The 25226-nt window shown below is 67.1% G+C and carries 29 protein-coding genes, 1 tRNA gene and 1 other annotated feature; of the genes, 15 read left to right on the top strand and 15 right to left on the bottom strand.

What is annotated here, in order from left to right:
- Window positions 1–40 precede the first annotated feature (40 nt).
- Entirely contained in the window at window positions 41–388 is a 348-nt protein-coding gene (locus tag LC060_RS18955) for a hypothetical protein (protein WP_226638277.1), read from the top strand.
- Window positions 389–464: 76 nt separating this feature from the next.
- On the opposite strand, the gene LC060_RS18950 is transcribed toward LC060_RS18955, so the two are convergent.
- Window positions 465–555 (bottom strand) — tRNA-Ser (locus LC060_RS18950).
- A 339-nt stretch (window positions 556–894) separates the two neighbouring features.
- Here LC060_RS18950 and LC060_RS18945 point away from each other — a divergent pair.
- The 3 genes from LC060_RS18945 to LC060_RS18935 all read left to right on the top strand — a co-directional run bounded on the left by LC060_RS18945 (window position 895) and on the right by LC060_RS18935 (window position 3868).
- The gene (locus tag LC060_RS18945; protein WP_226638424.1) at window positions 895–1746 is read left to right on the top strand and encodes a DUF1134 domain-containing protein; all 852 of its coding nucleotides are present in this window, start codon (window positions 895–897) and stop codon (window positions 1744–1746) included.
- 150 nt (window positions 1747–1896) lie between these two features.
- Window positions 1897–3075 carry an aromatic amino acid transaminase gene (locus LC060_RS18940; protein ID WP_226638276.1) on the top strand — a complete coding sequence of 393 codons (1179 nt, stop codon included), beginning with the start codon at window positions 1897–1899 and terminating at the stop codon, window positions 3073–3075.
- 193 nt (window positions 3076–3268) lie between these two features.
- Window positions 3269–3868: a DJ-1/PfpI family protein gene (locus LC060_RS18935; RefSeq protein WP_226638275.1), complete on the top strand. Its 600-nt coding sequence runs from the start codon at window positions 3269–3271 to the stop codon at window positions 3866–3868.
- Between the two features lie 21 nt (window positions 3869–3889).
- Here LC060_RS18935 and LC060_RS18930 read toward each other — a convergent pair whose 3' ends face one another.
- Genes LC060_RS18930 through LC060_RS18905 form a run of 6 tightly spaced genes read right to left on the bottom strand, consistent with a single transcriptional unit; the run spans window position 3890 to window position 7939 of the window.
- Complete coding sequence (locus tag LC060_RS18930; protein ID WP_226638274.1) at window positions 3890–4507, bottom strand: riboflavin synthase; 618 nt, start codon at window positions 4505–4507, stop codon at window positions 3890–3892.
- Between the two features lie 28 nt (window positions 4508–4535).
- Window positions 4536–5495 carry a bifunctional diaminohydroxyphosphoribosylaminopyrimidine deaminase/5-amino-6-(5-phosphoribosylamino)uracil reductase RibD gene (gene ribD / locus LC060_RS18925; protein WP_226638273.1) on the bottom strand — a complete coding sequence of 320 codons (960 nt, stop codon included), beginning with the start codon at window positions 5493–5495 and terminating at the stop codon, window positions 4536–4538.
- A complete protein-coding gene (locus LC060_RS18920; protein WP_226638272.1) occupies window positions 5492–6019 on the bottom strand; it encodes a hypothetical protein in 528 nt (175 codons plus the stop codon). Before LC060_RS18920 ends, ribD begins: the two co-directional genes overlap by 4 nt.
- 32 nt (window positions 6020–6051) lie before the next feature.
- Window positions 6052–6777: a M48 family metallopeptidase gene (locus LC060_RS18915; RefSeq protein ID WP_226638271.1), complete on the bottom strand. Its 726-nt coding sequence runs from the start codon at window positions 6775–6777 to the stop codon at window positions 6052–6054.
- Between the two features lie 5 nt (window positions 6778–6782).
- Window positions 6783–7313 carry a YcgN family cysteine cluster protein gene (locus LC060_RS18910; RefSeq protein WP_226638270.1) on the bottom strand — a complete coding sequence of 177 codons (531 nt, stop codon included), beginning with the start codon at window positions 7311–7313 and terminating at the stop codon, window positions 6783–6785.
- Complete coding sequence (locus LC060_RS18905; protein ID WP_226638269.1) at window positions 7310–7939, bottom strand: SCO family protein; 630 nt, start codon at window positions 7937–7939, stop codon at window positions 7310–7312. The genes LC060_RS18910 and LC060_RS18905 overlap by 4 nt, the downstream gene beginning before the upstream one ends.
- A 96-nt stretch (window positions 7940–8035) precedes the next feature.
- On the opposite strand from LC060_RS18905, the gene LC060_RS18900 reads away from it, so the two are divergent.
- The 5 genes from LC060_RS18900 (at window position 8036) to ssb (ending at window position 12303) form a co-directional block, all read left to right on the top strand.
- Window positions 8036–8695: an ankyrin repeat domain-containing protein gene (locus LC060_RS18900; protein WP_319005450.1), complete on the top strand. Its 660-nt coding sequence runs from the start codon at window positions 8036–8038 to the stop codon at window positions 8693–8695.
- Window positions 8696–8706: 11 nt separating this feature from the next.
- On the top strand, window positions 8707–9360 hold the full coding sequence (locus LC060_RS18895) for a COQ9 family protein (RefSeq protein ID WP_226638268.1): 654 nt from the start codon (window positions 8707–8709) through the stop codon (window positions 9358–9360).
- A 127-nt stretch (window positions 9361–9487) separates the two neighbouring features.
- Window positions 9488–9742, top strand: a complete 255-nt coding sequence (locus tag LC060_RS18890; RefSeq protein ID WP_226638267.1) for a FeoA family protein — start codon at window positions 9488–9490, stop codon at window positions 9740–9742.
- Window positions 9739–11580 carry a ferrous iron transporter B gene (gene feoB / locus LC060_RS18885; protein WP_226638266.1) on the top strand — a complete coding sequence of 614 codons (1842 nt, stop codon included), beginning with the start codon at window positions 9739–9741 and terminating at the stop codon, window positions 11578–11580. Before LC060_RS18890 ends, feoB begins: the two co-directional genes overlap by 4 nt.
- Before the next feature lie 105 nt (window positions 11581–11685).
- Window positions 11686–12303, top strand: a complete 618-nt coding sequence (ssb, locus tag LC060_RS18880; RefSeq protein WP_226638265.1) for a single-stranded DNA-binding protein — start codon at window positions 11686–11688, stop codon at window positions 12301–12303.
- Between the two features lie 81 nt (window positions 12304–12384).
- Here ssb and LC060_RS18875 read toward each other — a convergent pair whose 3' ends face one another.
- Together LC060_RS18875 and LC060_RS18870 are read right to left on the bottom strand one after the other, a co-directional pair.
- Complete coding sequence (locus tag LC060_RS18875) at window positions 12385–12939, bottom strand: YceD family protein (RefSeq protein WP_226638264.1); 555 nt, start codon at window positions 12937–12939, stop codon at window positions 12385–12387.
- Window positions 12936–13475: a ubiquinol-cytochrome C chaperone family protein gene (locus LC060_RS18870; protein ID WP_226638263.1), complete on the bottom strand. Its 540-nt coding sequence runs from the start codon at window positions 13473–13475 to the stop codon at window positions 12936–12938. The genes LC060_RS18875 and LC060_RS18870 overlap by 4 nt, the downstream gene beginning before the upstream one ends.
- 192 nt (window positions 13476–13667) lie before the next feature.
- On the opposite strand from LC060_RS18870, the gene LC060_RS18865 reads away from it, so the two are divergent.
- From LC060_RS18865 to LC060_RS18840, 6 genes are all read left to right on the top strand, one after another.
- Window positions 13668–14162 (top strand): outer membrane protein assembly factor BamE, encoded by a 495-nt coding sequence (locus LC060_RS18865; RefSeq protein WP_226638262.1) that lies wholly within the window; start codon window positions 13668–13670, stop codon window positions 14160–14162.
- 155 nt (window positions 14163–14317) lie between these two features.
- Window positions 14318–14890: an ATP-dependent protease subunit HslV gene (gene hslV, locus LC060_RS18860; RefSeq protein ID WP_226638261.1), complete on the top strand. Its 573-nt coding sequence runs from the start codon at window positions 14318–14320 to the stop codon at window positions 14888–14890.
- 17 nt (window positions 14891–14907) lie between these two features.
- Window positions 14908–16209: an ATP-dependent protease ATPase subunit HslU gene (gene hslU, locus LC060_RS18855; protein WP_226638260.1), complete on the top strand. Its 1302-nt coding sequence runs from the start codon at window positions 14908–14910 to the stop codon at window positions 16207–16209.
- The gene (locus LC060_RS18850) at window positions 16209–16598 is read left to right on the top strand and encodes an ACT domain-containing protein (RefSeq protein WP_226638259.1); all 390 of its coding nucleotides are present in this window, start codon (window positions 16209–16211) and stop codon (window positions 16596–16598) included. Before hslU ends, LC060_RS18850 begins: the two co-directional genes overlap by 1 nt.
- Window positions 16599–16663: 65 nt before the next feature.
- Window positions 16664–17065, top strand: a complete 402-nt coding sequence (locus LC060_RS18845; protein ID WP_226638258.1) for a GFA family protein — start codon at window positions 16664–16666, stop codon at window positions 17063–17065.
- A gap of 266 nt (window positions 17066–17331) precedes the next feature.
- Window positions 17332–17538 (top strand): DUF1737 domain-containing protein, encoded by a 207-nt coding sequence (locus tag LC060_RS18840; RefSeq protein ID WP_148626424.1) that lies wholly within the window; start codon window positions 17332–17334, stop codon window positions 17536–17538.
- Between the two features lie 276 nt (window positions 17539–17814).
- Here LC060_RS18840 and LC060_RS18835 read toward each other — a convergent pair whose 3' ends face one another.
- The 6 genes from LC060_RS18835 to LC060_RS18810 all read right to left on the bottom strand — a co-directional run.
- Window positions 17815–19299 carry a SulP family inorganic anion transporter gene (locus tag LC060_RS18835; protein WP_226638257.1) on the bottom strand — a complete coding sequence of 495 codons (1485 nt, stop codon included), beginning with the start codon at window positions 19297–19299 and terminating at the stop codon, window positions 17815–17817.
- 82 nt (window positions 19300–19381) lie between these two features.
- Window positions 19382–19437: a sequence feature (sul1 is cis-regulatory element that is thought to sense ions involved in sulfur or methionine metabolism; They are found in Alphaproteobacteria), on the bottom strand.
- A gap of 217 nt (window positions 19438–19654) precedes the next feature.
- Window positions 19655–21475: an ABCB family ABC transporter ATP-binding protein/permease gene (locus LC060_RS18830; RefSeq protein ID WP_226638256.1), complete on the bottom strand. Its 1821-nt coding sequence runs from the start codon at window positions 21473–21475 to the stop codon at window positions 19655–19657.
- A 60-nt stretch (window positions 21476–21535) separates the two neighbouring features.
- Entirely contained in the window at window positions 21536–22399 is an 864-nt protein-coding gene (locus LC060_RS18825) for a glycosyl transferase (protein WP_226638255.1), read from the bottom strand.
- 12 nt (window positions 22400–22411) lie between these two features.
- A complete protein-coding gene (locus LC060_RS18820; protein ID WP_226638254.1) occupies window positions 22412–23872 on the bottom strand; it encodes an oligosaccharide flippase family protein in 1461 nt (486 codons plus the stop codon).
- Window positions 23869–24870, bottom strand: a complete 1002-nt coding sequence (locus tag LC060_RS18815) for a glycosyltransferase (protein ID WP_226638253.1) — start codon at window positions 24868–24870, stop codon at window positions 23869–23871. Before LC060_RS18815 ends, LC060_RS18820 begins: the two co-directional genes overlap by 4 nt.
- A 66-nt stretch (window positions 24871–24936) precedes the next feature.
- On the bottom strand, window positions 24937–25226 hold a 290-nt coding region (locus tag LC060_RS18810), incomplete at its 5' end, for a hypothetical protein (RefSeq protein ID WP_226638252.1).

The raw sequence follows: 25226 nt of genomic DNA, 5'->3' as shown, positions 1-25226 counted from the left end.
ATCGCAGGACGGGCGATGCCCACCCTGCTGACATCGGGGGATGAACGAGACGATCAAGGCCGTGCGGATCATGGCGGACTTGTGTGCGGACGGGGTCTGGTCGGCCTCCTCCTACATTCCTGACAGCACGATGGAGGGCTTGCGGGTCAGCGAGGCGCTGTGGGCGCGGATCCAGGATTGGCAGGCCTGGCACGACAGCCAGATTCGCTGCGGGGGTAAGGATCCTGATTTCGATCTCGTGGGGTTCGTGCGCGAGGGCTATGCGCAGGCGCGCGCGGTGAAGGCCGAACTGCCCGACTGGATCGTGCTCTACGCGGACGAAATCCTGCTCAATCAGGCGCTCGATAACGAGATCACGGGCACGTCATGGACGGTGGAAATCACCTAGCTCCCCCGAAGGGAGGTTCGCGCATTCATGTCGGGAGGGCCTTTGGCCCGGTTGCCGTGTGGCCCGTTGAGGGCCGTGGCGGAGACGGAGGGATTCGAACCCTCGGTACCCTGATAGAGTACGGTTCCTTAGCAGGGAACTGGTTTCAGCCACTCACCCACGTCTCCGCAGCGGCTAGGGGAGCGCCTATAGCCATGGTCATCCGGGGCCGCAAGGGGCCATCGCGCGGTTTTTTCAATTCCTTGCGCAATTGGGGAAAATAGCGGGGCAGGGGATTTCGGCTGACCGCAAAAGCAGGTTGTCTGGCCGCCCGTTCATTGCGAGGTCAGGCGCACTCGATTCTTTATGGGCGTGTAATCATGGCGCCGCGTGCAGGGGGCAGGCGGTGCAACGACATTTGGCGCAAAGGGCACCCCAGGCCCGGGAGGAACAAGCACGTGCGCAAGCAAACCACACAGCGGGCCGGTATCGGAAAGAGCCTCGTGGCTCTCGTCGCGGCAACGGCGATGGCTGTGCTGGGCCCGGCGGGCACCGCCTCGGCCCAGATCCAGACGGTCGATCCCGACACTGCCATCGACGGTGACCTGCAGGGAGGGACCACCCGCTATCCTGCGCCCACTTCAACGGCGACGGCCACCCCGACCTATCCGCGGCCGGGCGAACTGCCCGCGACCGACAACGACTACCCGCCCGGGACGTATTCGTCAGATCAGGGCATGGGCGACCAGGACACGGGCAGCGCCGGGAACGGTACGCCCCTCGGCACGCCGATGACCTCGCCGGTCCCCGCGCCCACGGCCTCATCGCCGGGCAGCGTGTCGGACTGGAACACGCAGGATTTCGCCGGGAACGCGACGGGTTCCGGGCAGAACGGCACGACCTACCACGAGGATGACCTGATCGGCGCGGCCGAAGGTGTCTTCGGCAAGGGCGCGCAGGGGCTTGCGGATGTCATCCGGGACCTCCTGAAGAAGCAGGGCGAACCCAACGGCTATATCGTCGGGCGCGAGGGCGGAGCGGCGCTCGCGATTGGCCTGCGCTATGGTTCGGGCACCTTGTACCACAAGGTCGAGGGCCAGCGTCCGGTCTACTGGACGGGCCCCTCGATCGGCTTCGATGCAGGCGCCAACGCGGCGAGCACCTTCGTGCTGGTCTACAACCTCTACGACACCGAGGACCTCTACAAGCGCTTCGGCGCGGGCGAGGGGCAGGCCTACCTCATCGGCGGCTTCAACGTCTCGTACCTGCGACGCGGCGATGTCGTCCTGATTCCCGTGCGCGCGGGTGCGGGTCTGCGCCTTGGTGCCAACATCGGCTACATGAAGTTCTCCGAAAAACAGCGCTGGCTGCCGTTCTGATCGCGCGCACGTCGCGCAACGATTGAAATGCGAGCGCGCCTCCTGTCCGGGGGCGCGTTTCGTTTTCGGGCACCTTTGCGTTTCTTGGTGTCGCAATTGTTGCATTAGGCTGTTGCGCGCCAACGGCGTCCGGAGTAAGTGCCGCCCGCCATGCTTAGCAACCTTCAACAACAGCCCGCCGACGCGCTCCTTGCGCTGATCAAGCTCCACAACGACGACCCGCGCGCCGACAAGATCGATCTTGGCGTGGGTGTCTACCGCACCGGTGACGGGGAAACCCCGGTCTTCGGCGCGATCAAGGCCGCCGAGAAGAAACTCGTCGAGACCCAGGACTCGAAGGCCTACCTCGGCCCCGAGGGTGACATGGGCTTCGTGGCCGCGCTGATGCCCTACGTCTTCGGCAAGGAAAACCCGGACATGGGTGGCCGTATCGAGGGCATGCAGACGCCCGGCGGCACCGGCTCGCTGCGTCTCGCGCTTGCCATGGTGCAGCGCGCGGGCGCCAAGCGCATCATCGTGGGCAAGCCCAGCTGGCCCAACCATGCGCAGATCTGCAAGGACCTTGGCCTCGAGGTCGTCGAGTTCAACCACGCCGGTGAAGACGGCAAGGTGGACATGGACGCGCTGCGCGCCGCGATTGCGGCGGGCGCCGAGGGTGACGCCATGCTGCTGCACGGCTGCTGCCACAACCCGACCGGCATCGACTATACCCACGCCAACTGGGACGAGATCGCGGGTCTTCTGGCGAACAGCCCGATCATGCCGATCCTTGACCTTGCCTACCAGGGCCTTGGCCTTGGCATGGAAGAGGACGCCTACGGTCTTCGCACCGTCCTTGCAGCAGTTCCCGACGCGCTGATCTGCTACTCGTGCGACAAGAACTTCGGTCTCTACCGCGACCGCGTCGGCGCGCTCTACGCCATGGCGAAGGACCCGGCCGACCTGACCAAGATCATGTCGAACGGCCACAGCCTCGCGCGTGCCAACTGGTCGCAGCCGCCAGATCACGGCGGTGCGGCGGTGCGTCTGGTGCTCGAAGACGAAGCGCTGACCGCGCAGTGGCTCGCCGAACTCGATGAGATGCGCGAGCGCATGCGCTGGGTGCGTGACAAGCTGGCCGCGGCTGGTGTCACCGGCGGCGTCGATCTTTCGCCCATTGGTATCCAGAACGGCCTGTTCTCGATCATTCCCTTCACCCCCGAGCAGGTGCAGGAAATGCGCAAGAGCCACGGCATCTACTTTGCCGGTTCGGGCCGTATCAACGTGGCGGGTCTCACCACCGGCAACATCGACAAGTTTATTGCCGCTGTGGCGGAAGTGACCGCCTGATGCCTCTTGAGCGTCAGCCGGTCCTCGCTGGGGGCCGGCTGACGCTCTGGCCTCTGTGCGAGGCCGCCCCTTGCGCCTTTGGCAAGGTGGCACGTGATCCCGCTGTCCTGGCGGGACACCCCTCCCCAGATCGCTGGATCAAATCGCAGCCGCGTGCCGGTGTGCGGCCGGCGCCTGGCCTCGGGGACACCCCATGAACATCGCGATCCTGACCTTCGAGGGTTTCAACGAACTCGATTCGTTCATCGCCTCGGCCCTGCTCAACCGGATGAAGCCCAAGGGCTGGTCGGCGCAGATCACCTGTCCGAGCGCGGAAGTGACCTCGATGAACGGGGTGACCGTGCGCGCCCAGCAGCCGCTCGCCTTCGCGCGCGAGGCGGACGCGGTGCTGATCGGGAGTGGTATCTACACCCGCGAAATCGCGCAGGATCCCGCGATCCTGGAACAGTTGCAACTCGATCCCGCGCGCCAGCTGATCGGGGCCCAGTGTTCGGGCACGCTGCTGCTCGCGCGGCTGGGGCTGATCGGCGATCTTCCCGCCTGCACCGACCTCACGACGAAGCCCTGGGTGGTGGAGACTGGTGTCGAGGTGCGCGACGCGCCGTTCATCGCCCACGGCAATGTCGCGACGGCGGGCGGATGCCTGGCCTCGCAGTATCTTGCGGCCTGGATGATCGCGAAGGGGAGCGGGGAGGCGGACGCGCGGGCCGCAATCCACTACGTTGCGCCCGTGGGCGAAAAAGAGCGCACGGTGCGCCAGGCGATGGACGTGATCGGGCCCTACCTTCCCTGAAGGCGAGAGCCCGGCGGCGGCTTAGCTGCGCAGCGACTGCATGCGCTGGAGATAGCGGGCGAGCACGTCGATCTCGAGGTTGACCGCATCGCCCGACGAAAGCTGGCCGATGGTGGTGACCTCGGCGGTGTGCGGGATGATGTTGAGCATGAAGTGGCAGGTGCCATCCGCCTGATCGTCCACGGTGTTGACGGTGAGCGATACCCCGTCGAGCGTGATCGAGCCCTTGGGGGCGAGGTAAGGGGCCAGCTCCTTGCTCGCCGCGATCACGAACTGCTTGGAATCGCCGACAGGCGTGATGCTGACGACCGAGCCGACGCCGTCGACGTGGCCGGTGACGATGTGCCCGCCCAGCTCATCGCCCAGCTTCAGCGCTGGTTCGAGATTGAGCTGCGCGCCTTCCGCCCAGTGCCCGGGCGCGGTGCGCGCGATGGTCTCCCCCGAGATGTCGACCGCGAACCAGGCATCGCCTGCCGTGCCGCCCTTGTCCACCACCGTCAGGCACACGCCCGAGCAGGCGATCGAGGCGCCGATGGCGATGGTCGCGGGATCGAAGGGGCAGGCGATCACCGCGTGCAGGTCGCCATCGTGGCGCGCCTCGCGCAGGGTGCCGATGGCGGTGACGATTCCGGTGAACATGCGGGCAGGGTCCCTTGGTGATTGGTGCTCAGCGCGCGCTGTAGACTTCGAGGGTGTCGCTGCCAAGGGCGCGGCGTTCGACCAGCGACCATCGGCCATGCGCTTCGCTGAGAGCTGCGAGGCCGTAGTCGCCAAGGCCCGGCCGTCCGCCGACAAGGATGGGCGCACGGTAGATGAGCAGGCGGTCGACCAGCCCCGCTTTCAGGAAGGCCGCGGCCGCGTCTGCGCCGCCCTCGACGAAGAGGTACTGGACGGCGTCCATGTCGCGGATCGCGTCGGGGGAGGGCAGGGCGTTCCATCCCTGCGGTACCGCGCCACGTGTCAGGACCCAGCGTTCGGGGCTGCGCTCTTCCAGACCGGGGAGGCGCACGTCGAGGCGCGGGGCATCGGCGCGCAGCGTGCCGCCACCCACGAGGATGGCGTCGCTCCTGGCGCGCTGGGCGTGGGTGTGGGCCCGTGCCTCGGCCCCGGTGATCCACTGGCTTTCGCCGCTTTGCATGGCGATGCAGCCATCGAGCGAGAGCGCGAGCTTCAGCGTAACCTGCGGGCGCCCCTGCGTGCGCTGGAGAAGATAGCCGGCAAGGCTCTCCTCGCACGCAGGCGAGTGCAGATACTCCGCCGCGATCCCGGCGGCGCGGATGCGGGCAAGCCCGGCGCCACTGGTGCGCGGGTCAGGGTCCATGCAGCCGATGACGACGCGGGCAGGCTGCGCCGCGCAGATCAGGTCGGCGCAGGAGGGCCCGCGCGGCGACTGGTGCGCGCAGGGCTCCAGCGTGACGTAGAGGGTTGCGCCGCGCGCGGCCTCTCCGGCCAGGCCGAGCGCGATCGCCTCGGCGTGCGGGCGTCCGCCGCTTTGCGTCCACCCGCGCGCCAGGACGCGCCCGTCCTTGACGAGGAGGGCGCCGACGCCGGGGTTGGGGCGGCTGAGCGGACGGGCCCGCGCGGCAAGCGCAGCCGCCGCGGCAAGCCAGCGCGAATCCTCGTTCACGGCCGGGTGGGGGTGTCGCCGGTTTCGGCCGTGAGTTCACCCGCCGTCTCGCCGGGCATCTTGGGCGCGACCGCGCCTTCGGGCAGGCGCGGCTTGCCGATTTCCTTGAGCTTGGCGGCCTTTTCGGCGGCCTCTTCGGCTTCGGCCTCGCGCGCGATCTTGTCGACGTCCATGCCCGACCAGCGGCCCAGCGTCTTGTAGATCTCGCGCACTTCCTTGTCGCGCTTGGCCTGCTCGAAGGCGAGCTCTTCCTTGGCCTTCTGGTTGGCGATGTTTTCCTTGAGGATTTCCTCGTCCGAGCGGCCTTCGGGCAGCGTCGAGATCCAGGTTACCTTGGGAGGCGGATGGGGCGCAGAACCCTCCTGGCCGGCCATCATGTAGAAGATCGCAAAGGTGCAGGCCGCCGAAATCGCGGCGATGCGCCAGCGGTTGGTGCCCGCCTGCTGCCACACGAACCGGAAGTCCGCGAGCATGCCGGTGGGCTTGACGTCCTGCCAGTATCCGGAGCGTTTTGAGAAAAGCATGGGGGCTATTTAGAGCCTATTGCGGGCAAACGCTAGCCGAAGGGGACATAGAGGCTGCGCCCATGTGCCTTGAGCCAGCGGTTCGCCTCGTGGACCGAGCCTTCGAAGATGGTCTTGAGGCAGTGGTGGAAGGCGGGCGAATGGTCGAAATGGACAAGGTGGGCGACCTCGTGCGCGACGACCGAGCGGCGCACCGCATCGGGGGCCATGACAAGGCGCCAGTTGATGCGGATCGCGCCGTTCGCCGCGCAGCTGCCCCAGCGGCGCTTGGCGCTGGAAAGGGCCAGCGCAGGCGTGGGCTGCCCTGCGCGCGCGCAGTATTCGGCCAGGTCCTCTTCCAGGAGAGGCTGCGCCTCGCCCTGCATCCAGCGCGCAAGGCGCGAGGGGAGCGAGGATGTGGGGCCGCCGACCTCCAGCGTCTCGGCGCCCAGCACCACCCGGCGCGGGGCGGCAGGATCGTGCGAGAGTACGCGCGCGGCGCCGCGAAAGAGGATCTGCGCCCCGTCAGCCAGTTCGCTCGCCTCGGGCACCGCGCGCAGCTGTTTTTCCAGCCACGCCGTGCGCGAACGCGCGAAGGCCACCGCCTCGCTCTCGCGCACATAGGGGGGGAGGGTGATGCGCACCGCGCTGCCATCGGGAGCGAGGCGCATGGTCATGCGCCGGGCGCGCTCCATGCGGCGAAGGATAATGGGGACGTCGCGCCCGCACAGCGCGACGCTCGGCTCCTCACGGGGATCGCGCTTGAGCCAGTCGAGCATGGGCCTCAGGCGTCCCGTTCCCCATCGTCGGTGCCGGTTTCGGTTTCGGCCTCGACGATGTCCCAGGGGTTCTGGCCGTCCTCGATCTCGAATTCCTGCTCCATCCCCTCGGGCCAGATGATGTGCTGTTCGAGGGGGCCTGCATCGATCTCGCTGACCACGCGGCCTGCCACCGAAACCCCGGCGCGGTGGACCGCCTCGCGGTCGCCGCAGACTAGGTAGTGCCATTCGGGCAGGGGCTGGTCCTCGGCGCGCAGGCGATAGGCGCAGGTCTCCGGCAGCCAGGGAAGCGAGCCCGCTGTGCGCAAGGTCAGCGTCAGGCAATCGGCCACCGCGCGCTTGCGGTGGGGGTAGTCGCTGCACAGCGCGGTCTTGGTGTCGAGCAGCTTGCAGGCGACATTGGTGTGGTAGATCTCGCCGCTGTCGGCGTCCTCTACCTTGTGCAGGCAGCACTGGCCGCAGCCATCGCACAGCGCTTCCCACTGCGCCTTGTCGAGGCTGGCGAGCGGGCGCTCCCAGAACGGGCGGGCGCTCACTGGACGAGGGCCTCCAGGTCGCCGGAGACGGCCTTGCGGCCCTTGTCGACAGGCAGCATGGCGACGGGCTCGCCTTGCGGGTTCATCAGGTAGACGAAGCGCGAATGGTCCATGAGATAGCCACCCTGCGTTTCCGCGCCCTTGCCGTAGTAGACCGCGAAGGCCTTGGCGGCGGCATCGACCTGCTCCTTCGTGCCGGTAAGGCCCTTGAGGTTCTCCCCGAAGGCGGCGGTCCATTCGCCCACGATCTCGGGCGTGTCGCGCGCCGGGTCGATGGTGATGAAGATGGGCTGGACCTTGGCGGCGGCCTCGGGATGGGCCTTGGCGAAGGCGTTGTAGCCCATCATCATTTCCTGCACGTCGATCGGGCAGGCGTCGGGACAGAAGGTGTAGCCGAAGTAGAGCATCGCCCACTTACCGCGAAAATCCTGCCAGGTGACGGTCGTGCCGTCCTTGTCGACGAGCGTGAAGGGCCCGCCGATCTCGGCGCCGGTGATGTCGGTGCCGACGATGGGGGGCATTTCGGGCGCGTCGCTGCCGCCCGAACAGCCCGCAACAGCGAGGCTGAGGCCCAGCGTTGCGGCAAGGAGCGTGCGGCGGACGGTGCGGGAGGCAAGATGGGTCATGGCGAAGCGGTTCATGCTCTGCTAGACCGCGACTTGCAAGGCGCGGATGGAGGGCGCGCGCCCAGCTTGTTGAGAATTCACGGAAGGATATCAAAGGTGTCGAAACTCGCGAACCGGAACGGAACGCCGCTTGGCCGGCTGTTTCTGAAAGGGGCCCTGGCGCTGGCCGCAGCGGGCCTTGCAACGGGCTCGCTGGCGAGCGGCGCTGCGGCGCAGACCGGTTTCTCCGAAGGCTACAAGTTCCTCGAATCGGTGAAGAAGAAGGAAGGCGAAGAGGTCGAGCAGGCGATCATGAGCACGCCCCTCATCGTCAATTCCAGGGACGTGACGAGCGGGGAGACCGCGCTCCACATCGTCGTCCAGCGCCGCGACATCACCTGGCTGCGCTACCTCGTCCAGAAGGGCGCCGAGCCCAACCTCGCCGATGACCATGGCCGCACGCCGCTGCAGCAGGCGGTGAACCTGGGCTGGCGCGACGGCGCGATCTATCTGATCGAGAACGGCGCGCGCACCAACGACTCGAACGATGCCGGTGAGACCCCGCTGATCTCGGCCGTCCACCGCCGCGATACCGAACTGATGAAGGCGCTGCTCAAGGCCGGCGCCGATCCCTCGCGCACCGACAATTCGGGGCGCAGCGCGCGTGACTATGCCGAACTGAATGGCAAGGACAGCTATCTGGTGAAGGTCATCGACGACAACGTGACCGAAGGCGCCAGCAAGAACTCCAAGCCCGTTTACGGCCCCACTTTCTGAAGGAACTGGGCATGGAAGAAGCCACCTCTCTCGCCGACCTGCGCCGCAACCTGGCGCCCGCGATTGCCGATGCCGCCGCCTTCGATGGCTGGAGCGCGCAGGCGGTCGAGCAGGCCGCGCGCCAGCACGGCGTCGATCCCGAACTTGCCGCCTATGCCTTTGGCGGCAAGCAGATGGCGATGATCGAGGCCTGGATCGAGGCGATCGACGCGGCAATGTTCGCGGCGGTTCCTGCCGACTCGCTGGCGGGCGTGCCCGTGCGCGAGAAGATCCGCCGTCTCGTCATGGCCCGCCTCGAAGCTGCGAGCGGGCGCGAGGAAGCGCTCACCCGCGCGCTGGCAATCATGGCAATGCCGCAAAACCTCGCGCGCGCCGCGCAACTGGGCTGGTACAGCGCGGACCTCATGTGGCGCGTGGCGGGTGACACCGCGACCGACTACAACCACTACACCAAGCGCACCACGCTGGGCGCGCTCTATGCCGCGACGCTGCAGGTCTTCGCGCGCGAGAAGGACCCGGAAAAGCCCGAAACCCGCGCTTTTCTGGAGCGCCGGATCGAGGGCATCCTGCGCTTCGAGAAGGTCAAGGCGCAGCTTACCCGTTCGCCCGACGAGCGCTTCAGCCTGACCCGCCTCTTGGGGCGCCTGCGCTACCCGGCGCGCTGACACCGGCATCCGCGTCTGCAGGCGCGCCATGTTGCGCGCCTGCAAGATTTGATTTCGGTCCATGACATGGCGCCCCGCTTATTGCGAAGCAGTTGCAAAGAAGCCTCTAATCTGGCAGCGCCATCTTATGACTCTCGATCAACAACCCATCGATCAGAAGGTCCGCATCGTTGCGGTCGACTGGGACCAGCTCGTCCCCGAGGAAGCGCGGCGTCTGCGCGCGCTGGGCGTCGATACCGGCGCGCAGGTTTCGGTGTCGCAGCGCGGCGTGTTCGGCGGGCGTGACCCCATCGCGCTGCGCATCGGGCGCATGGTCGTCGCGGTGCGCCGCGCCCACGCCGCCGCGATCGAGGTAAGCGATCTGGAGAGCACCAAGGCATGAGCCGCCCCCGCAAGATTGCCCTCGTCGGAAATCCCAATGCCGGCAAGAGCGCGCTGTTCAACGCTCTGACCGGCGCGCGCCAGAAGATCGCCAATTATCCGGGCGTTACCGTGGAGCGCAAGTCGGGCCGCCTAATCCTGCCGACCGGCGAGCCGGTCGAGCTGACCGACCTTCCCGGCGCCTATGGCCTCGATGCGACGAGCCCCGATGAGGAAGTGACCTCCAAGGTCATCCGCGGCGAATTTCCCGGCGAGGCCGAGCCCGATGTGCTGGTCGTCGTCCTCGACGCCTCGAACCTGGAACAGCACCTCGTCTTCGCACAGGAACTGCTCGCGCTGGGCAAGCCCACCGTGATCGCGCTCAACATGGTCGATCTGGCCGAGCGCGACGGGCTCGTGCTCGATCCTGCCGTGCTGGAGGAAGAGCTGGGCGTGCGGGTCGTACCGACCGTGGCGGTGCGCCGCCGCGGCCTGACCGAGCTCGCCGAAGCCGCGTCTTCAGCCGGGCTTCGCGAACCGGGCCCGAGCCTTACCGAGATCGGCGAGACCGAGCGGCGCGTGGCCGCGCACGCGATGGCAAACGGCGCGATCCTGTCGGAAACCCGCCAGCGCCGCCTGCACGCGCGTCTCGATTCGGTCCTGCTCAATCCCTGGGCCGGGCCCTTCGTGCTGTTCGCGCTCCTGTTCGTGATCTTCCAGGCGGTCTTCGCCTGGGCCACGCCCTTTGCCGACGCGCTGGAGGCGGGCGTGGGCGCGCTGCACGACGCGGTCACGGGCCTCATGCCCGCGAGTTTCGTGCGCGATCTCCTGACCGAGGGCATCATTTCGGGCGTGGGCTCGGTGGTGGTGTTCCTGCCCCAGATCGTCATCCTCTTCGCCTTCATCCTCGCCATGGAAGCCTCGGGCTACATGGCGCGTGCGGCCTTCCTGATGGATCGCATGATGGCGAGCGTGGGCCTTTCCGGGCGCAGCTTCATTCCGCTGCTCTCCAGCTTTGCCTGCGCCATTCCGGGCATCATGGCGACCCGTTCGATCACCGATCCCAAGGACCGGCTGACCACGATCCTGATTGCCCCGATGATGACCTGTTCGGCGCGCCTGCCGGTCTATGCCGTCATCATTGCCGCCTTCATCCCGAACGAGAGCGTGGGCTGGGGCGTGGGCCTGCAGGGCCTCGTGCTTTTCGCGCTCTATGTCGCGGGCGTGCTGGGCGCGATGCTAGTTGCGCTGATCCTGCGCCGTTCGGTGACCAAGGGCGCGGCCTCGGGCTTCATCATGGAGCTGCCCAAGTACCAGCTGCCCCGGCCGGGCGACCTGCTGCTGGGCCTTTGGCAGCGCGCGTGGATCTTCCTGCGCCGCGCGGGCACGATCATCTTCATGGTCACCGTGGTCCTGTGGATCATGCTGAGCTTCCCGCGCGCCGAACCCGGGCAGAGCCAGGTCGATGCCTCGTTCGCGGGCAAGATCGCCAATGGCCTGGCCGTGGTGGTCGAGCCGATCGGCTTCAACCGCGACATGGCCCTCGCGCTCATCCCGGCGATGGCCGCGCGCGAAGTGGCGGTCTCCTCGCTGGCGACGACCTACGCGGTCGATGCCAGCGACGAGGACGAGGAAGCGGCCGAACTGGGCGAACAGCTCAAGGGCCGCTGGACCCTGCCGATGGCGCTCGCGTTCCTGGCCTGGTTCGTCTTTGCGCCCCAGTGCATGTCGACCATCGCCGTGACCCGGCGCGAGACCAATGGCTGGAAATGGCCGACCTTCATGCTCGCCTACCTCTTCGGCCTTGCCTACGTGGCGGCCGGGGCGACGTACTGGCTGGCGGTCTGGGCCGGGCTCTAGACCGCAATTCAGGCAGGGCTGTTAAAAACCGGGGCGCACGACTCGCGTCCCGGGCAGCCATTCGCTAACTCCGGTGGCCGAAATTCAGAAGAAAGCGATTCATCCATGGCAGGCAGCGTCAACAAGGTCATCCTCGTCGGCAACCTCGGGGCCGACCCCGAAGTGAAGTCGTTCCAGAACGGCGGGCGCGTGGCGAACCTGCGCATCGCGACCTCGGAAACCTGGAAGGACCGCCAGACCGGCGAACGCCGCGAGCGTACCGAGTGGCACCAGGTCGTGCTCCAGTCCGACGGCCTCGTTGGCGTCGCCGAGCGTTTCCTGCGCAAGGGCTCGAAGGTCTACATCGAAGGTCAGCTGCGTACCCGCAAGTGGCAGGACCGCGACGGCAATGACCGCTACACCACCGAGATCTCGGTCGCGGGCATGGGCGGCGTGCTGACCATGCTCGACAGCGCGGGCGGCGGCGGTGGCCAGCGCAGCGGTGGCGGCATGGGCGGCAGCTCGGGCGGCGACAGCTGGGGCGGCGGTGGCGGCTCGTCTTCGGGCGGCGGCGACTGGGGCCGTTCGGGTGGTTCGTCGGGCGGCGGCGACAGCTGGGGCGGCGGTTCCTCGGGTGGCGGCGCGTCCTCGGGCGGCAGCGACTGGGGCCGCAGCGGCGGTTCGTCCTCGTCCTCCTCGGGCGGCGGTTTCGGCGACGATCTGGACGACGATATTCCGTTCTGATCGAAGCTCCGATCACAAAGCAAAAAGGGCGGGGCACCACAGGGTATCCCGCCCTTTTTGCGTTCAGGCTGGCCGCCCGGCTCAGTCCTTGCCGGTGAGGCCCTTGAGCGCGGCAAAGGGGCTGTTGTCTTCCGGGCTCGACAGGCCCGCTTCGGCGCGCGCGGCTTCGGCGTCGGGGCCGGTCAGGTACGGGTCGATCGAGAGCGCGAGCGACTGCGCGACCGCTTCACCAAGATCGATGTAGGTCCCGGAATATTCGATTTCATCAAGTTCGTCGCTGTCGAGCTCGATCTCGGCATCGGGCGCATAGCCGGTCAGCTGGGGCACGAAGCGCACCTCGATGGGCTCGCCCGAAATCTCCACGGGAAGTTCATCGGCCGAAATCGCGCAGGTCTGCACCCAGGCGGCATCAAGCGTTCCCTTCACCGAGACGGTGCGCTCCTTGCGGCTCAGTTCAAGCTGGGCGACCAGCCTGTCGAGGCGCACCAGGCCAAAGCGTTTGGCCAGCGCGGCGCGCTCGGTCTCGTTCGCTTCCAGGCGCGGGGCCAGCCCTTCGACCTGGCGCACGTCGACCGTGTGCGAGAATTCAGGGGCCGGGGTGGGGCCGGAAGTGGGGGTGTCGGGGGAAGAAGTCATCGCGCAATCCTTGCGGCTAGCAGGTCGTCGTCGGACAGGGACTGGAAGGTGGTGTGAAGTGCGCGCACGGCTTCGGCCAGTGCCGCCGTTGAAGCGCCTTCGTTCAGGGTCACGTTGCGCGCGAGGACGTCCTCGAGCGCGGTGTCGCTGTCCGGGGCAAGCGCGTCACGCAGCGCGCCGATGCGCCCGCCAAGGACGCTCACCAGCTTGCCCATGCGCTTGCCCACGACCAGATCGCCCACGCCCGACTGGCGCAGCTGGCCGTCCATGTCCTCGACGAACAGTTCGGTGAGGCGCGCGGAGGCATCGATCAGCGGGGCAGGGGCCTCGGCGTCGAGTGCGGCGCGTTCCATGCGCAGCATGATAAGCGCCATCACCAGTGTCACCGCATCGAAACGGCCCGACACCGTGTCGGCAACGCCTTCGCGCGCGTACCAGTGTTCCTCGCGGGCAATTTCCACGAGGCGGTGCCAGAGCGGGCGCATGTCGGTGCGCGGCGCCTTGCGTGTGCCCATGAGGCGGGAAAACAACGACACGGGGCAGAGCACTCCTTCGTTCAGCGGCAATTCAATCGGCACTGGCCAAGGCCGTGCAAATCGGGTCCCTTTGGGCGCACAGCCATTGCGCACGCGCTTTCGGGGCCTTAAGGCCTGATGCCGATACATGGGCGGCAGGCGCGCTGGCAAGGATCCTTGCCCGCCATGTCCCCGAGGTTTTGGAGTGTAGTGATGGGTAACCGTGGTTTGAAGCTCAGGTCGGCAGGGGCGCTCCTCGCGCTTGGCGCGCTGGTCGCGGGCTGCAGCTCGATCAAGGACCATCGCGGGTACATCGTGGATCAGACGCTGGTCGATTCGGTGCAGCCGGGCGTCGACAACCGCCAGTCGGTGGAGCGCACGCTGGGCCGTCCGACCTTTGAAAGCCAGTTCGGCGCCAAGGACTGGTACTATGTCTCGCAGACGGTGAAGACGCCCGCGTTCCGCAAGCCGCGCACCGATCAGCAGACCGTGTTCCGTGTCCAGTTCGACGCCAACGACAACGTGCTGGACGTCCAGCGCCGCGGCATGGAGCAGGTCGCCCGCATCAGCCCCAACGGCGACAAGACGCCTACGCTGGGCCGTCACCGCACGCTGCTCGAAGACCTGTTCGGCAACATCGGCGCGGTGGGCACCGGCGGCATGGGCGGCGGTCAGGCACCGCAGGGCCCGGGTCCGAACGGCAGCTGATCGTTCCGGCTTGAAGAGCGCGGCCTCGAAGGGGCCGCAGATCCATTGCAAAGGCGCGCGGGATGCACACTCCCGCGCGCCTTTTGCGTGGGGGGCGTGCAATCGGGCGCAGGCTATGTCTTGAACGGCACACATGCGGGCATATATCCTCGCCCATGAATAGCGATGCAGCGAGCCACGGCCTGGTACAGTGGCATGGGACGACGATCATCGGCGTGCGCAAGGGCGGGCGTACGGTGATCGCCGGAGACGGTCAGGTCTCCATGGGCAACACCGTCATGAAGCCCAACGCGCGCAAGGTCCGGCGCATCGGTGAGGGCGGCAAGGTCATCGGCGGCTTCGCCGGCGCGACGGCCGATGCCTTCACCCTGTTCGAGCGTCTTGAACGCAAGCTGGAGCAGCACCGCGGCCAGCTCATGCGCGCCGCGGTCGAGCTTGCCAAGGACTGGCGCACCGACAAGTACCTGCGCAACCTGGAAGCGCTGATGATCGTGGCGGACGCCGATTCGCTGCTGATCCTCACCGGCAACGGCGACGTGCTCGAACCCGAGGCCATCGGCGACAGCCAGATCGCCTCGATCGGTTCGGGCGGCAATTACGCGCTGGCCGCGGCCCGCGCGCTCGACGCCTACGAGGACGATCCCGAACAGATCGCGCGCAAGGCCATGCAGGTCGCCGCCGACATCTGCGTCTTCACGAACGACCGCGTGACGGTCGAAACCATCTGATTGCAGCGAAGAGACCCATGAAAGACACCCTTGCCCCCAAGGCCATCGTGGCTTCGCTCGACGAGCACATCATCGGCCAGTCCGAGGCCAAGAAGGCCGTCGCGGTCGCGCTGCGCAACCGCTGGCGCCGCCAGCGCCTCTCCGCCGACCTGCGCGATGAGGTGACGCCCAAGAACATCCTGATGATAGGCCCCACGGGCTGCGGCAAGACCGAGATCAGCCGCCGCCTCGCCAAGCTGGCCGATGCGCCCTTCGTGAAGGTGGAAGCGACCAAGTTCACCGAAGTCGGCTATGTCGGCCGCGATGTCGAACAGATCGCCCGCGACCTCGTCGAGGAAGCGATCCGCCTTGAAAAGGAACGCCGCCGCGAATCCGTGCGCGAGGCCGCCAGCAAGGCGGCGATGGACCGCCTGCTCAACGCGCTGGTCGGCGAAGGGGCCTCCGAGGCCACCCGCGCCGCCTTCCACGAGCGCATCACCCAGAACGCGATGAACGACACCGAAGTCGAGATCGAGGTCGAGGACGCGCCGAGCGGCGCCATGGAGATCCCCGGCATGGGCGGCTCGGTCGGGATGATCAATCTCTCCGACATGATGGGCAAGGCGTTCGGCGGCCAGAAGACCGTGCGGCGCAAGATGAAGGTGCCCGAGGCCTGGGACAAGCTGGTCGACGAGGAATCGGAAAAGCGCCTGGATCAGGACGATGTCCAGCGCGTCGCCATCGCCGATGCCGAGCAGAACGGCATCGTCTTCCTGGATGAGATCGACAAGATCGCGGTCTCCGACCAGCGCGGCGGCACCGTCAGCCGCGAGGGCGTGCAGCGCGACCTGCTGCCGCTGATCGAGGGCACGACCGTAGCCACCAAGTACGGCGCGATGAAGACCGACCATGTCCTCTTCGTCGCCTCGGGCGCGTTCCACGTCTCCAAGCCCTCGGACATGCTGCCCGAACTCCAGGGCCGCCTGCCGATCCGCGTCGAATTGAAGGCGCTGACCGAGGCGGACTTCGTGCGCATCCTGTCCGAAACGCGGGCCAACCTGGTCGCCCAGTACAAGGCGCTGCTGGGCACCGAGGACCTCACCATCGAGATGACCGAGGGCGCGGTGCGCGAAGTCGCCAAGATCGCCGCGCAGGTGAACGAGAGCGTCGAGAACATTGGCGCCCGCCGCCTCCAGACGGTCATGGAAAAGCTCTTCGAGGAGCTCTCCTTCGAGGCCGAGGACCGTGGCGGCGAGACGGTGACGATCGACGAGGCCTACGTGCGCGAGAAGCTCGAAGGCCTGGCCGGTAACGCCGATCTTTCCAAGTACATCCTGTAATGACGGACGGGCCGGTGCGCGAGGGACGCGCGATGATCGCGGGGATGTCGCCCCGGCTCGATCCCGAAACCTGGATCTTCTGCACTGGCGGCGCGCCGCTCACGCAGGCCATCGCGAGCTTTGCCGAGGCGGAAGGTCTCTCACAGATCCTTCCCCTCGCCTTTGCCGAAATGGCGGGGCATGACACCTCGCTCCCGATGGCGCGGATCGTGCTGGAGGTCCACTCTGCGCTGGATGGCCACGGGCTGACGGCGGCGGTTTCCACCGCGCTCGCCGAGGCCGGCATCGCCTGCAACATGGTTGCCGCCTTCCACCACGATCACGTCTTCGTCCCCTTTTCCGAGAAGGACCGGGCGCTCGCCGTTCTGGAGGCGCTTCAGGCCGGCTGATCGCGCTTTACGGGCTTACGTGTTCACTGTACGTTCTGTTGGTCGGGGCTGCAGGAGAATCGCCGATGAAGCTCGAAGGTGGGTGCCGTTGCGGCGCTGTTCGCTACCGTGTCGAGGGAGAGCCCGCGCACCGTGCGCTGTGCCATTGCACCGATTGCCGCAAGTCCTCGGGCGCACCGATGGTCGCCTGGGCGGCCTTTCCCGAAGCGGGCTTCACGATCCTTTCGGGGGAGCCTGGCCGCTACAACGGGGAGGGCGCTTCGATCCGCCATTTCTGCCCCACCTGCGGCACGCCGCTGTGGTTCGTGAATGCGCAGGTGCTGCCGGGGCTCGTTGATCTGCCCATCGCTACATTCGATGATCCCGAAGTGCTGGCGCCCGAGGTTCAGATCCAGGTTGCGGACCGGATCACCTGGATGAGCGGCATCGCGGACCTTCCCGAATTCGAACGCTATCCGGGCGAATAGGTCGTTCGGGGGCAGACCTTACCATTCCCGAACAGGGGCGGGGGCGCACGCCAAGGCTTGCCCGGTTCGGGGAGCCCGAGGGCGATGGCCCTCGGACCATTCTACCTGATGCCCTGCGCCTTTTGCCAAACGGAATGCTTCGGGTGCTTTTCCGTAATCCGGCGTTGGGACCCGTGCCGCGCGCGATTCTTGCGGGCAGGGCTTGCCTGCGCCTCTGGAGTGGCTAGGCATCGGGTAAACGCCATTTAAAGAAGGATGCCGCGCCCATGTCGCAATACGAGACGCCCGAAGACCGCCCGATCTATCGCCTCCTCACCGGCAAGGACGACCGCGCCTTCTGTGAGCGGATTTCCGAGGCTCTGGAGCAGGGCTGGCGGCTCTACGGTTCGCCATCGATCAGCTGGGACACGGCCGAGAACTGTATGAAGGCGGCGCAGGCGGTGATCTGGCATGAGGCCGACGTGGTCATGTGACCTGCATGGTCTGCAGACACGAAAAAGGGCGAGACGGTCTGGGCCGTCTCGCCCTTTTTCGTGTCCGGATGCGTCTTGGTCAGACCTGGAAAGGACTGACCACCAGCAAAACGGCGGCGGCAGGAGCCAGCGCGGCGGCGTAGAGGAGGGTGGTCGTCAGGTCGGGCAGGTGGCGCAGGGAACGTTTCAACGGGGGACTCCGGGAACTCGGGCGGGGCAGTCAAGGGTTCGTTTATTGCCAACCCTTGAACAGCTACCCGGTTCCCGGAGAAACAATCAGTGCGGCACGGTGCCCAGCTCGAAGCCGGTCTTGTCGTGCGCGGCGAACTTGTCGACGATGTCCGCGCTCGCCCGGTTGTAGCCAACGACACGCACGTCCGCGCCGCCCTTGGCCAGTTCGGCAACGACCTTGTCGAGCGCCTCGACCGAGGAAATGTCCCACAGGTGCGCCTTTTCCATGTCGATGACCACCTTGGGGGCCGTCTCGCTCGCCGCATCCATCTGCTCGATGAAGCGGTGGACCGAGGCGAAGAAGATCTGGCCTGCGACGCGGTAGGTGGCGGTGTCGCCCTCGACCGTGCGCTCCAGCGTGAAGAGGCGCTGGACCTTCTGGGCGAAGAATACGCCGGAGAGGAGCACGCCCACGATCACGCCCTTCGACAGGTCGCTGGTGGCGACCACGGTGACGACGGTCGCGACCATGACCACCGAGCTCTGCCAGGGGTGACGGCGCAGGTTGGGGATCGAGTTCCAGGAGAACGTGCCGATCGAGACCATGATCATCACCGCAACGAGGCTGGGCATCGGCACCTGGCCGACCCAGGGGCCGAGCGCGGCGAGGAGGATGAACAGGAAGATACCCGCCGTCAGTGTCGAAAGGCGTCCCCGGCCACCCGAGGTCACGTTGATGACCGACTGGCCGATCATCGCGCAGCCGCCCATGCCGCCGAACAGGGCGGCGATGATGTTGGCGATGCCCTGGCCGCGGCACTCGATGCGCTTGTAGGAATCGGTGCCGGTCATGTCATCGACGATCTGCGCGGTGAGCAGCGTTTCGAGCAGGCCGACCGCCGCCATCGCGAGCGCGGTGGGGGTGATGATCTGCAGCGTCTCGAAGGTCAGCGGGACCTGCGGGAAGGCGAAGGAGGGCAGGCCCTTGGGCAGCTCGCCCATCTCGCCCACGGTGTGGACCGGGGTGTCGAAAGTCAGCGAGATCGCGGTGAGGACCGCGATGGCGATGAGCGGCGAGGGGACGGCCGTCGTCAGGCGCGGCAGCAGGTAGATGATCGCAAGGCCGCCCGCGATCATGGCGTAGGTGTGCCAGGTGACGCCGGTCAGCTCGGGCAGCTGGGCCATGAAGATCAGGATGGCGAGCGCGTTGACGAAGCCGGTGATGACCGAGCGCGAGACGAACTGCATGGCGAGGTTCAGCCGCAGGATACCTGCGATGATCTGGAACACGCCCATCAGGATGGTCGCCGCGAAGAGGTAGTCGACGCCGTGCTCGCGCACGAGCGGGCCGACCAGCACCGCCACCGAGGCGGTCGCGGCCGAGACCATGGCGGGGCGTCCGCCGGTGAAGGAAATGATGATCGCGATGGCGACCGAGGCCCAGAGGCCGACCGCGGGATCGACCCCGGCGATGATCGAGAAGCCGATGGCTTCGGGGATCAGGGCCAAGCCGACGACGAGGCCCGAAAGCACGTCGGCGCGAATGTTCGACCGCCATCCCTGACGGTAGTGGGCGAGAAAGCTGCTCATTTAGGTAATTTTCCGCATCAGGCACATGGGAGCGCCGGGTTTCAATTCAAAAATCCGGGGTTCTTCAAAAGCATGTGTGTGATGTTGCCCGGCGGATCGGCGGCCGGGATAGCCACCCGGAATTGCACCGGGTCCTTGCGAATGCGCCGCTTTTGCCGATTCGCAAGCTCAATGGCAAGCCTTGTGATCTCGCAGGCGCAGCACGCGCGGGGGCGCTGCGGCCTGCGGCGGATCCCCCGATGGGCGCGGCAGGCAGAGGATTCGCCCCCTTTTCGAGGCGCTTGCGCGGGTGGCCCGGACGCCCCTGTCGTGGGCGAAAGCCGGGCCTTACTTGGCGGCCCCTACTCAGCGGCCCCTACTCGGCGGCTTCGTCGAGGTCCTCGGCTTCGCTGGCCTGGCGCGCCCACATTTCGGCATAGAGCCCGCGCTGGGCGAGGAGCTCGCCGTGGCTGGCGCTCTCGACAAGCCGCCCCTCGTTGAGGACGAGGATGCGGTCCGAGCCCGCGATGGTCGAGAGACGGTGCGCGATGGAGAGCGTGGTGCGGTCGCGCGAGACGCGCTGGAGCGTGCCCAGAATGTCCTTCTCGGTGCGCGTGTCGAGCGCGCTGGTCGCCTCATCCAGCATCAGGATCGGCGGGTTCTTGACCAGCGTGCGGGCTATCGCGACCCGCTGCTTTTCGCCCCCTGAAAGCTTGAGCCCGCGCTCGCCCACTTCGGTGTCGAAGCGCTGCGGGAGGCGCTCGATCAGCGGCATCAGAGCGGCGCCGCGCGCGGCGGCCTCCACGTCCGCGATGCCCGCACCATCGCGGCCATAGGCGATGTTGTAGCCGATGGTGTCGTTGAACAGCACCGAATCCTGCGGGACGATGCCGATGGCGGCGCGCAGGCTCGCCTGGGTCACCTCGCGGATGTCCTGCCCGTCGATCAGGATGCGCCCTTCGAGCGGATCGTAGAAGCGGAAGAGCAGGCGCGCGATGGTCGACTTGCCCGCGCCGGAAGGTCCGACCAGCGCGACGTTGTGTCCCGCGGGGACGTGGAAGGAGAGTCCTTTCAGGATCGTGCGGTCGGGCTCGTAGCCGAAGACGACATTCTCGAAGGTGACGCTGGGCTCGCCGATCGCGAGCGCGGGGGCGCTCGGGCGGTCGGGCACTTCGACCTGGGTGTCGATCAGCCGGAACATCTCGGCCATGTCGATCAGGCCCTGGCGGATGGTGCGGTAGACCATGCCGAGCATGTCGAGCGGGCGGAACAGCTGGGTGAGGTAGGTCTGGACGAAGACCAGCTGACCCGCCGTGTATTCGCCCCGGTACCAGCCCCAGACGGTCCAGGCGAGCGCGCCCGCCATCAGGAGATTGGTCACCACGGCCTGCGCGATGTTGAGGAAGCCGAGCGAATTCTCGCTCTTCACCGCCGCTTCCGCATAGGCGCGGGTGGCCGAGGCATAGCGCTCCTGCTCGCGCGCTTCCGCGCCGAAGTACTTCACGGTCTCGTAGTTGAGGAGCGAATCCACCGCGCGGTCGAGCGCCTGTCCGTCGAGCCGGTTCATCTGCTGGCGCAGCTTGGTGCGCCACTCGGTGATCGTGCGCGTCACCCAGATGTAGGCGACGATGGCGGTCGCGGTCGCGGCGACAAGGCCGGGGCCGAAATTGACGTAGAAGATGACCGCGACGATCGCGAGCTGGAGCACGGTCGGCGCGATGTTGAAGAGCATGAAGTAGAGCATCGTGTCGATGCTCTTGGTGCCGCGCTCGATGGTCTTGGTGATCTCGCCGGTGCGGCGTGAGAGGTGGAAGCGCAGCGAGAGGCGGTGCAGCTGGCCAAAGACGTTCTCGGCGAGCGCGCGCGTCGCGTCCTGCCCGACCCGCTCGAAGACGATGTTGCGCAAGTTGTCGAAGCTGGTCTGGAGCAGGCGTCCGGCCGCATAGCCCAGCACCGTCCACATCGCGAGCTGGATCAGCTTGGGGCCGGTGGCGCCCATGGCATCGACCGCCCAGCGCAGGAGGTAGGGCAGCAGCAGCTGCGTGCCGGTGGAGGCCAGGATGAACACGCAGGCAATGACGATGCGTACGCGCAAGCCCTTGTTTTCCCGCGGCCACAGATAGGGCAGGAACCGCAGGAGGGTGCGCCAGCCGTCGTGGTTGGCATCGGAATTGGGAGCAGCGCTGTCAGGTGGCATGGGCGCTATCTAGGGGCCTTGCGCGCAAATTGCATCCCTTTGCAGGAACGGCAGGGCGTATCAGGTGCGGGGCAGGTCGAGAAAGAAGGAATCGAGGCCCATGTCGAACTTGCGCGCGAAGAAGGCGCCGCTGGCCTCCAGGGCAGGCGTGTCGGCGCGGCTCAGCGTACGCGGGCTGGAGGCGCCTTCGGGAAAGTCGACGAAGCGGCGGTTGGGGGCGAGCCGGCCGGGGAAGTGCGTACCGATGATGGTGGGAATGACATGTTCATCGCTGCACACGGTTCCGTTGAGGCGCCCGGAGGCCAGCGTGCAGGGCAGGATCTCGCCCAGGGTCTGCAGGGCATCGGCGGGTAGCGACCACCAGGTCGCGCCATAGGACCATGGGCCGAAGGGGCGCGCCCGATCGAGGTGCAAGAGGCGTCTTGCGGTATCCCCCCAGCGGGCCAGGCGGCGCAGCTGCCAAGTCAGCGCGTAGGCGCGCGCGTCCTCCTGCGGATCGAGCCGCAGATAGCGCGTGTCGAAGCGGTAGGTCTGCATGCGCTCTTCGAGGTGCCCAGGGCGCACCTCGATATGGCACAGACCCTTCGCCATTTCCTGCGCCAGATCGGCGCGGGGCAGAAGCGGCCAGTCGGCCCCGCTGATGAGGTGCGCTGCATCGCAGCCAAGGCGCAAGCCCTCGCATACCAGCTTGGTAACGGCGGCAACCTGGCTCCAGTGCCCCCAGCGCACGGTCACCGGATCGGGGATGAGATGGACGCGCCCTGAAGGTCCGGGAAGCTCGCCTTCCAGCTCGGGCCAGAGCAGCGAGGCGCGGTCGGCGTGGATGATCGCGATGTCCTCGTTTCCAGACACGAGCAGGCGTTCGATGAGTAGGCGCAATTGCGCGGCGTTGTCGTGAGCGAGGACGAGGTAGGCCATGCGCATGGGGCGGTCTCCTCAGCGGCCGAGCCGCGCGCGCAGCGGCGAGGCGAGGGCGGTGAGCATCGCGCGCACTTCGCTCCAGGCTGGGTGGCGGGTGAGGGCAAGGGCGATGAGCCAGAGCCCGACGCCCAGTCCCGAAAGGACGAGAAGTTGCAGGAAGGGCATCTCGGCCCCGCCGTGTCCGCTCCACCGCGCGAGCAGAAGCGGGAGGCCCGCCGCGAGCGCGCAGGCGCCGCTGCGCAGGTACACGCGCAGGAGCGCGGTGAAGGGAAAGGCCATGAGGCGCGCAAGATAGCTGGCGTAGATCGCCCACCACACAAAGCCATAAGCGATGCGGCTCAGGCCCGCGGCCTCGAGGCTGATCCAGGCGCCAGCGGTCAGGATCGCGACGGCGGCGACAGTATCGAGCAGGTTCACCCAGACGAGGCGCCGGATCTGGCCCAGCAGGAGCGGGACATCCATCTGCAGGGGGACGGCCACGAAGAAGATCTCGCCCAGCGCGGTCCAGCGCAGCAGCGAGGCCGAGCCCATCCAGTTGGGGCCATAGAGCAGCATGACCAGCGGCTCGGCGGCGAGCGCCAGGCCCAGCATCGCGGCCCAGTTGAGTGCGGTATAGCAGGCGACAAGGTGCAGATAGGGCTCGGCCAGCGGTTCGCCCGCGTCGCGCTTACGGGCAAAGGCGGCATAGAAGACGGTGCCAATGGCGCCCGTCAGCAGCGTGGTGAGCTGTCCGGCAAGGGCACTCGCGCGCGAAAACAGGCCGGTCGCGGCAAGGCCAAGCAGGCGTCCGACGATGAGGTCTTGCGAGCGCTGCCCGATGGCCGCGCTCGCGCTCAGGACGAAGGACATCGAACTGAAGCCGAGCATTGGCCGGACCGAGGCGAGCACGCGGGGCAGGCGGGGGCGCACCGGGCGCTGCCAGTTGGCAAGCGCGGCGCGCACGAGCGCGGTGGCCAGGACGCCCCAGGCGAGGGACCCGGCTCCAAAGCCCATCGCCGCAAGCGCGACCGCGGTGCCGTTCCCGGCCAGCGCACTTCCGGCATTGACCTTGAACAGCGCGCGAAAATCCATCGCGCGTACCAGCAGGGCGGCAGGGACCGTGGCGTAAGGCGTCACGAGATAGGAAGCCGCGATCAGCCACAACAGCGGGGCGAGGGCGGGCTCTGCGTAAAGGTGCGCGACGAGCGACGCGGCCAGCGCGACGACAAGCGCGACCGACCAGCCAATCGTCACCGCGACACCTGCATAGAACGGCACGGCGCCGGGCTCCATCTGCGGCTGGCCCGAAATGAAGCGCGTGATGCCCAGGTCCTGGAAGATCGAGACGAGCATCGCCGCGGCGAGCGCGATGGAGAAGAGGCCGACGTCGGCGGGCAGGAGGAAGAAGCGCGAGATGATGACGCTCGCGGCAAACTGGACGGTGAAGGTCGCGTATTGTGCGCCCATCGACCACAGGGCGGCTCCGCGCACACTCATCGCGCGAGGAGGGCCCTGGCAAGGCGCAGCGCACGGCCGGGGAGGCTGAAGCGCACGAGCCGCACGACCGTCCGCCACAGGCCCTGCGTTTCACCGCCATCCTCGATGTGCTGCAAAAGCAGGGCAAAGCCATCTCCGCCCATGGCCTCGCGCGAATAGACAAGGTGCAGGGCGATCTGCCCGCGCAGCGCGCGCGTCACGCCTTCGCGCCCGAAAAGATCGTCGAAGGCATCGAGCGGCGGCAGGCGCTCAAGATCGGCCGTGGGGTCGCTCCGTCCGGCGGCGCGCTCGGCATAGGCGAGGCGGGCAACCGCGCTGCCGATCTGCTGTTCGGTCGCATGGCGCGAGGAGACCTGTTCGGGATAGCGCCGGTATTGGAGCAGTCTCTCGGGAATGTTGCCAAGGCGGGTGAGGCTGGCAAGGCGCAGCCACAGGTCCAGGTCCTCGCAATGCCGGAAGGCCGCGTGGTACCCGCCCGCGTCTACGACAATCGAACGGCGCATCATCGCCGAGGGGTGGCAGATGAGCTGGCCGCCCCGGGCAATGGCCGCCAGCATCTCGTCGTGCGTGCAGGGGTGATCCGCGCCGATCGGGGGGAGCGGACGGCCTTCGCCGTCGATGTCCGCGCTCCAGCTGCCCACCACGCCGTACTCGGGGTGGGCATTCAGAAAGGCATATTGGAGGGCAAAGCGATCCGACCGGCAGATGTCATCGGCATCCATGCGCGCAATGATGGGGGCCTGAGCCAGGACGACAAGCTCGTTGAGGCTGACGATAAGGCCCCTGTTTTCACGCAAGGTCAGGCGAATACGCGCATCGCTTTTCGCGTAGCGCTCCAGGATCGCCCGCGAACCGTCCGTCGAACCATCGTCGAGGATGAGGAACTCGAAATCGGTAAAGGTCTGGGCGAGCACGCTCTCTATAGCCTGCGCCAGGTAGCGTTCCCCATTGTAGACGCTCATCGCCACGCTGATGGCAGGAGGTGGGCAGGAGGACATCAGGCGCGCGTATTCCCATTGGTGTCCACCCCCTCTGTTTCGGGGCTGGATCTCGAACTCGAAACCCTAGGCTAAGGCGGGCAGGTAAACAAACCATCCGAGGCGAGGCACCCGGAACGGGACAGGATAGCCTCTAGCCAGGGTGCACGGGTCGCCCTTGAACTGGCCCGGCAGGAACCCCACATAAGCCTCAGGCCGGAACAAACCGGTCTGGCATGATTTGATGAAACTTTTTTGAAAAAAGGGTTTGACCGAATCGGAGGTGTCACTTAGAGGGCCTCTCACCGCAGCGAAGCACGCCGCCAAACACGGCGCTTTGGGGTGGTCGCCACGATAGACGGACAGCTTGTTCCCCG

The organism is Novosphingobium profundi (assembly GCF_020524485.1).
In the GTDB taxonomy this organism is placed as follows: Bacteria; Pseudomonadota; Alphaproteobacteria; order Sphingomonadales; family Sphingomonadaceae; genus Novosphingobium; species Novosphingobium profundi_A.
The sequence above is the reverse complement of the archived record's forward strand: the minus strand, read 5'-3'. Positions and strand labels throughout refer to the sequence as shown.

What these genes read in the sequence shown, in the direction of transcription:
- LC060_RS18905 (WP_226638269.1), bottom strand. Translation starts at nt 7,939, where the DNA reads ATGACCCATCTTGCCTCCCGCACCGTCCGCCGCACGCTCCTTGCCGCA.
- hslV (WP_226638261.1), top strand. Translation starts at nt 14,318, where the DNA reads ATGAATAGCGATGCAGCGAGCCACGGCCTGGTACAGTGGCATGGGACG.
- LC060_RS18920 (WP_226638272.1), bottom strand. Translation starts at nt 6,019, where the DNA reads ATGCTTTTCTCAAAACGCTCCGGATACTGGCAGGACGTCAAGCCCACC.
- LC060_RS18835 (WP_226638257.1), bottom strand. Translation starts at nt 19,299, where the DNA reads ATGAGCAGCTTTCTCGCCCACTACCGTCAGGGATGGCGGTCGAACATT.
- LC060_RS18865 (WP_226638262.1), top strand. Translation starts at nt 13,668, where the DNA reads ATGGGTAACCGTGGTTTGAAGCTCAGGTCGGCAGGGGCGCTCCTCGCG.
- LC060_RS18940 (WP_226638276.1), top strand. Translation starts at nt 1,897, where the DNA reads ATGCTTAGCAACCTTCAACAACAGCCCGCCGACGCGCTCCTTGCGCTG.
- LC060_RS18830 (WP_226638256.1), bottom strand. Translation starts at nt 21,475, where the DNA reads ATGCCACCTGACAGCGCTGCTCCCAATTCCGATGCCAACCACGACGGC.
- LC060_RS18895 (WP_226638268.1), top strand. Translation starts at nt 8,707, where the DNA reads ATGGAAGAAGCCACCTCTCTCGCCGACCTGCGCCGCAACCTGGCGCCC.
- feoB (WP_226638266.1), top strand. Translation starts at nt 9,739, where the DNA reads ATGAGCCGCCCCCGCAAGATTGCCCTCGTCGGAAATCCCAATGCCGGC.
- ssb (WP_226638265.1), top strand. Translation starts at nt 11,686, where the DNA reads ATGGCAGGCAGCGTCAACAAGGTCATCCTCGTCGGCAACCTCGGGGCC.
- LC060_RS18815 (WP_226638253.1), bottom strand. Translation starts at nt 24,870, where the DNA reads ATGTCCTCCTGCCCACCTCCTGCCATCAGCGTGGCGATGAGCGTCTAC.
- LC060_RS18845 (WP_226638258.1), top strand. Translation starts at nt 16,664, where the DNA reads ATGAAGCTCGAAGGTGGGTGCCGTTGCGGCGCTGTTCGCTACCGTGTC.
- LC060_RS18840 (WP_148626424.1), top strand. Translation starts at nt 17,332, where the DNA reads ATGTCGCAATACGAGACGCCCGAAGACCGCCCGATCTATCGCCTCCTC.
- LC060_RS18820 (WP_226638254.1), bottom strand. Translation starts at nt 23,872, where the DNA reads ATGAGTGTGCGCGGAGCCGCCCTGTGGTCGATGGGCGCACAATACGCG.
- LC060_RS18875 (WP_226638264.1), bottom strand. Translation starts at nt 12,939, where the DNA reads ATGACTTCTTCCCCCGACACCCCCACTTCCGGCCCCACCCCGGCCCCT.
- hslU (WP_226638260.1), top strand. Translation starts at nt 14,908, where the DNA reads ATGAAAGACACCCTTGCCCCCAAGGCCATCGTGGCTTCGCTCGACGAG.
- LC060_RS18850 (WP_226638259.1), top strand. Translation starts at nt 16,209, where the DNA reads ATGACGGACGGGCCGGTGCGCGAGGGACGCGCGATGATCGCGGGGATG.
- LC060_RS18955 (WP_226638277.1), top strand. Translation starts at nt 41, where the DNA reads ATGAACGAGACGATCAAGGCCGTGCGGATCATGGCGGACTTGTGTGCG.
- LC060_RS18945 (WP_226638424.1), top strand. Translation starts at nt 895, where the DNA reads ATGGCTGTGCTGGGCCCGGCGGGCACCGCCTCGGCCCAGATCCAGACG.
- LC060_RS18930 (WP_226638274.1), bottom strand. Translation starts at nt 4,507, where the DNA reads ATGTTCACCGGAATCGTCACCGCCATCGGCACCCTGCGCGAGGCGCGC.
- LC060_RS18915 (WP_226638271.1), bottom strand. Translation starts at nt 6,777, where the DNA reads ATGCTCGACTGGCTCAAGCGCGATCCCCGTGAGGAGCCGAGCGTCGCG.
- LC060_RS18935 (WP_226638275.1), top strand. Translation starts at nt 3,269, where the DNA reads ATGAACATCGCGATCCTGACCTTCGAGGGTTTCAACGAACTCGATTCG.
- LC060_RS18890 (WP_226638267.1), top strand. Translation starts at nt 9,488, where the DNA reads ATGACTCTCGATCAACAACCCATCGATCAGAAGGTCCGCATCGTTGCG.
- LC060_RS18825 (WP_226638255.1), bottom strand. Translation starts at nt 22,399, where the DNA reads ATGCGCATGGCCTACCTCGTCCTCGCTCACGACAACGCCGCGCAATTG.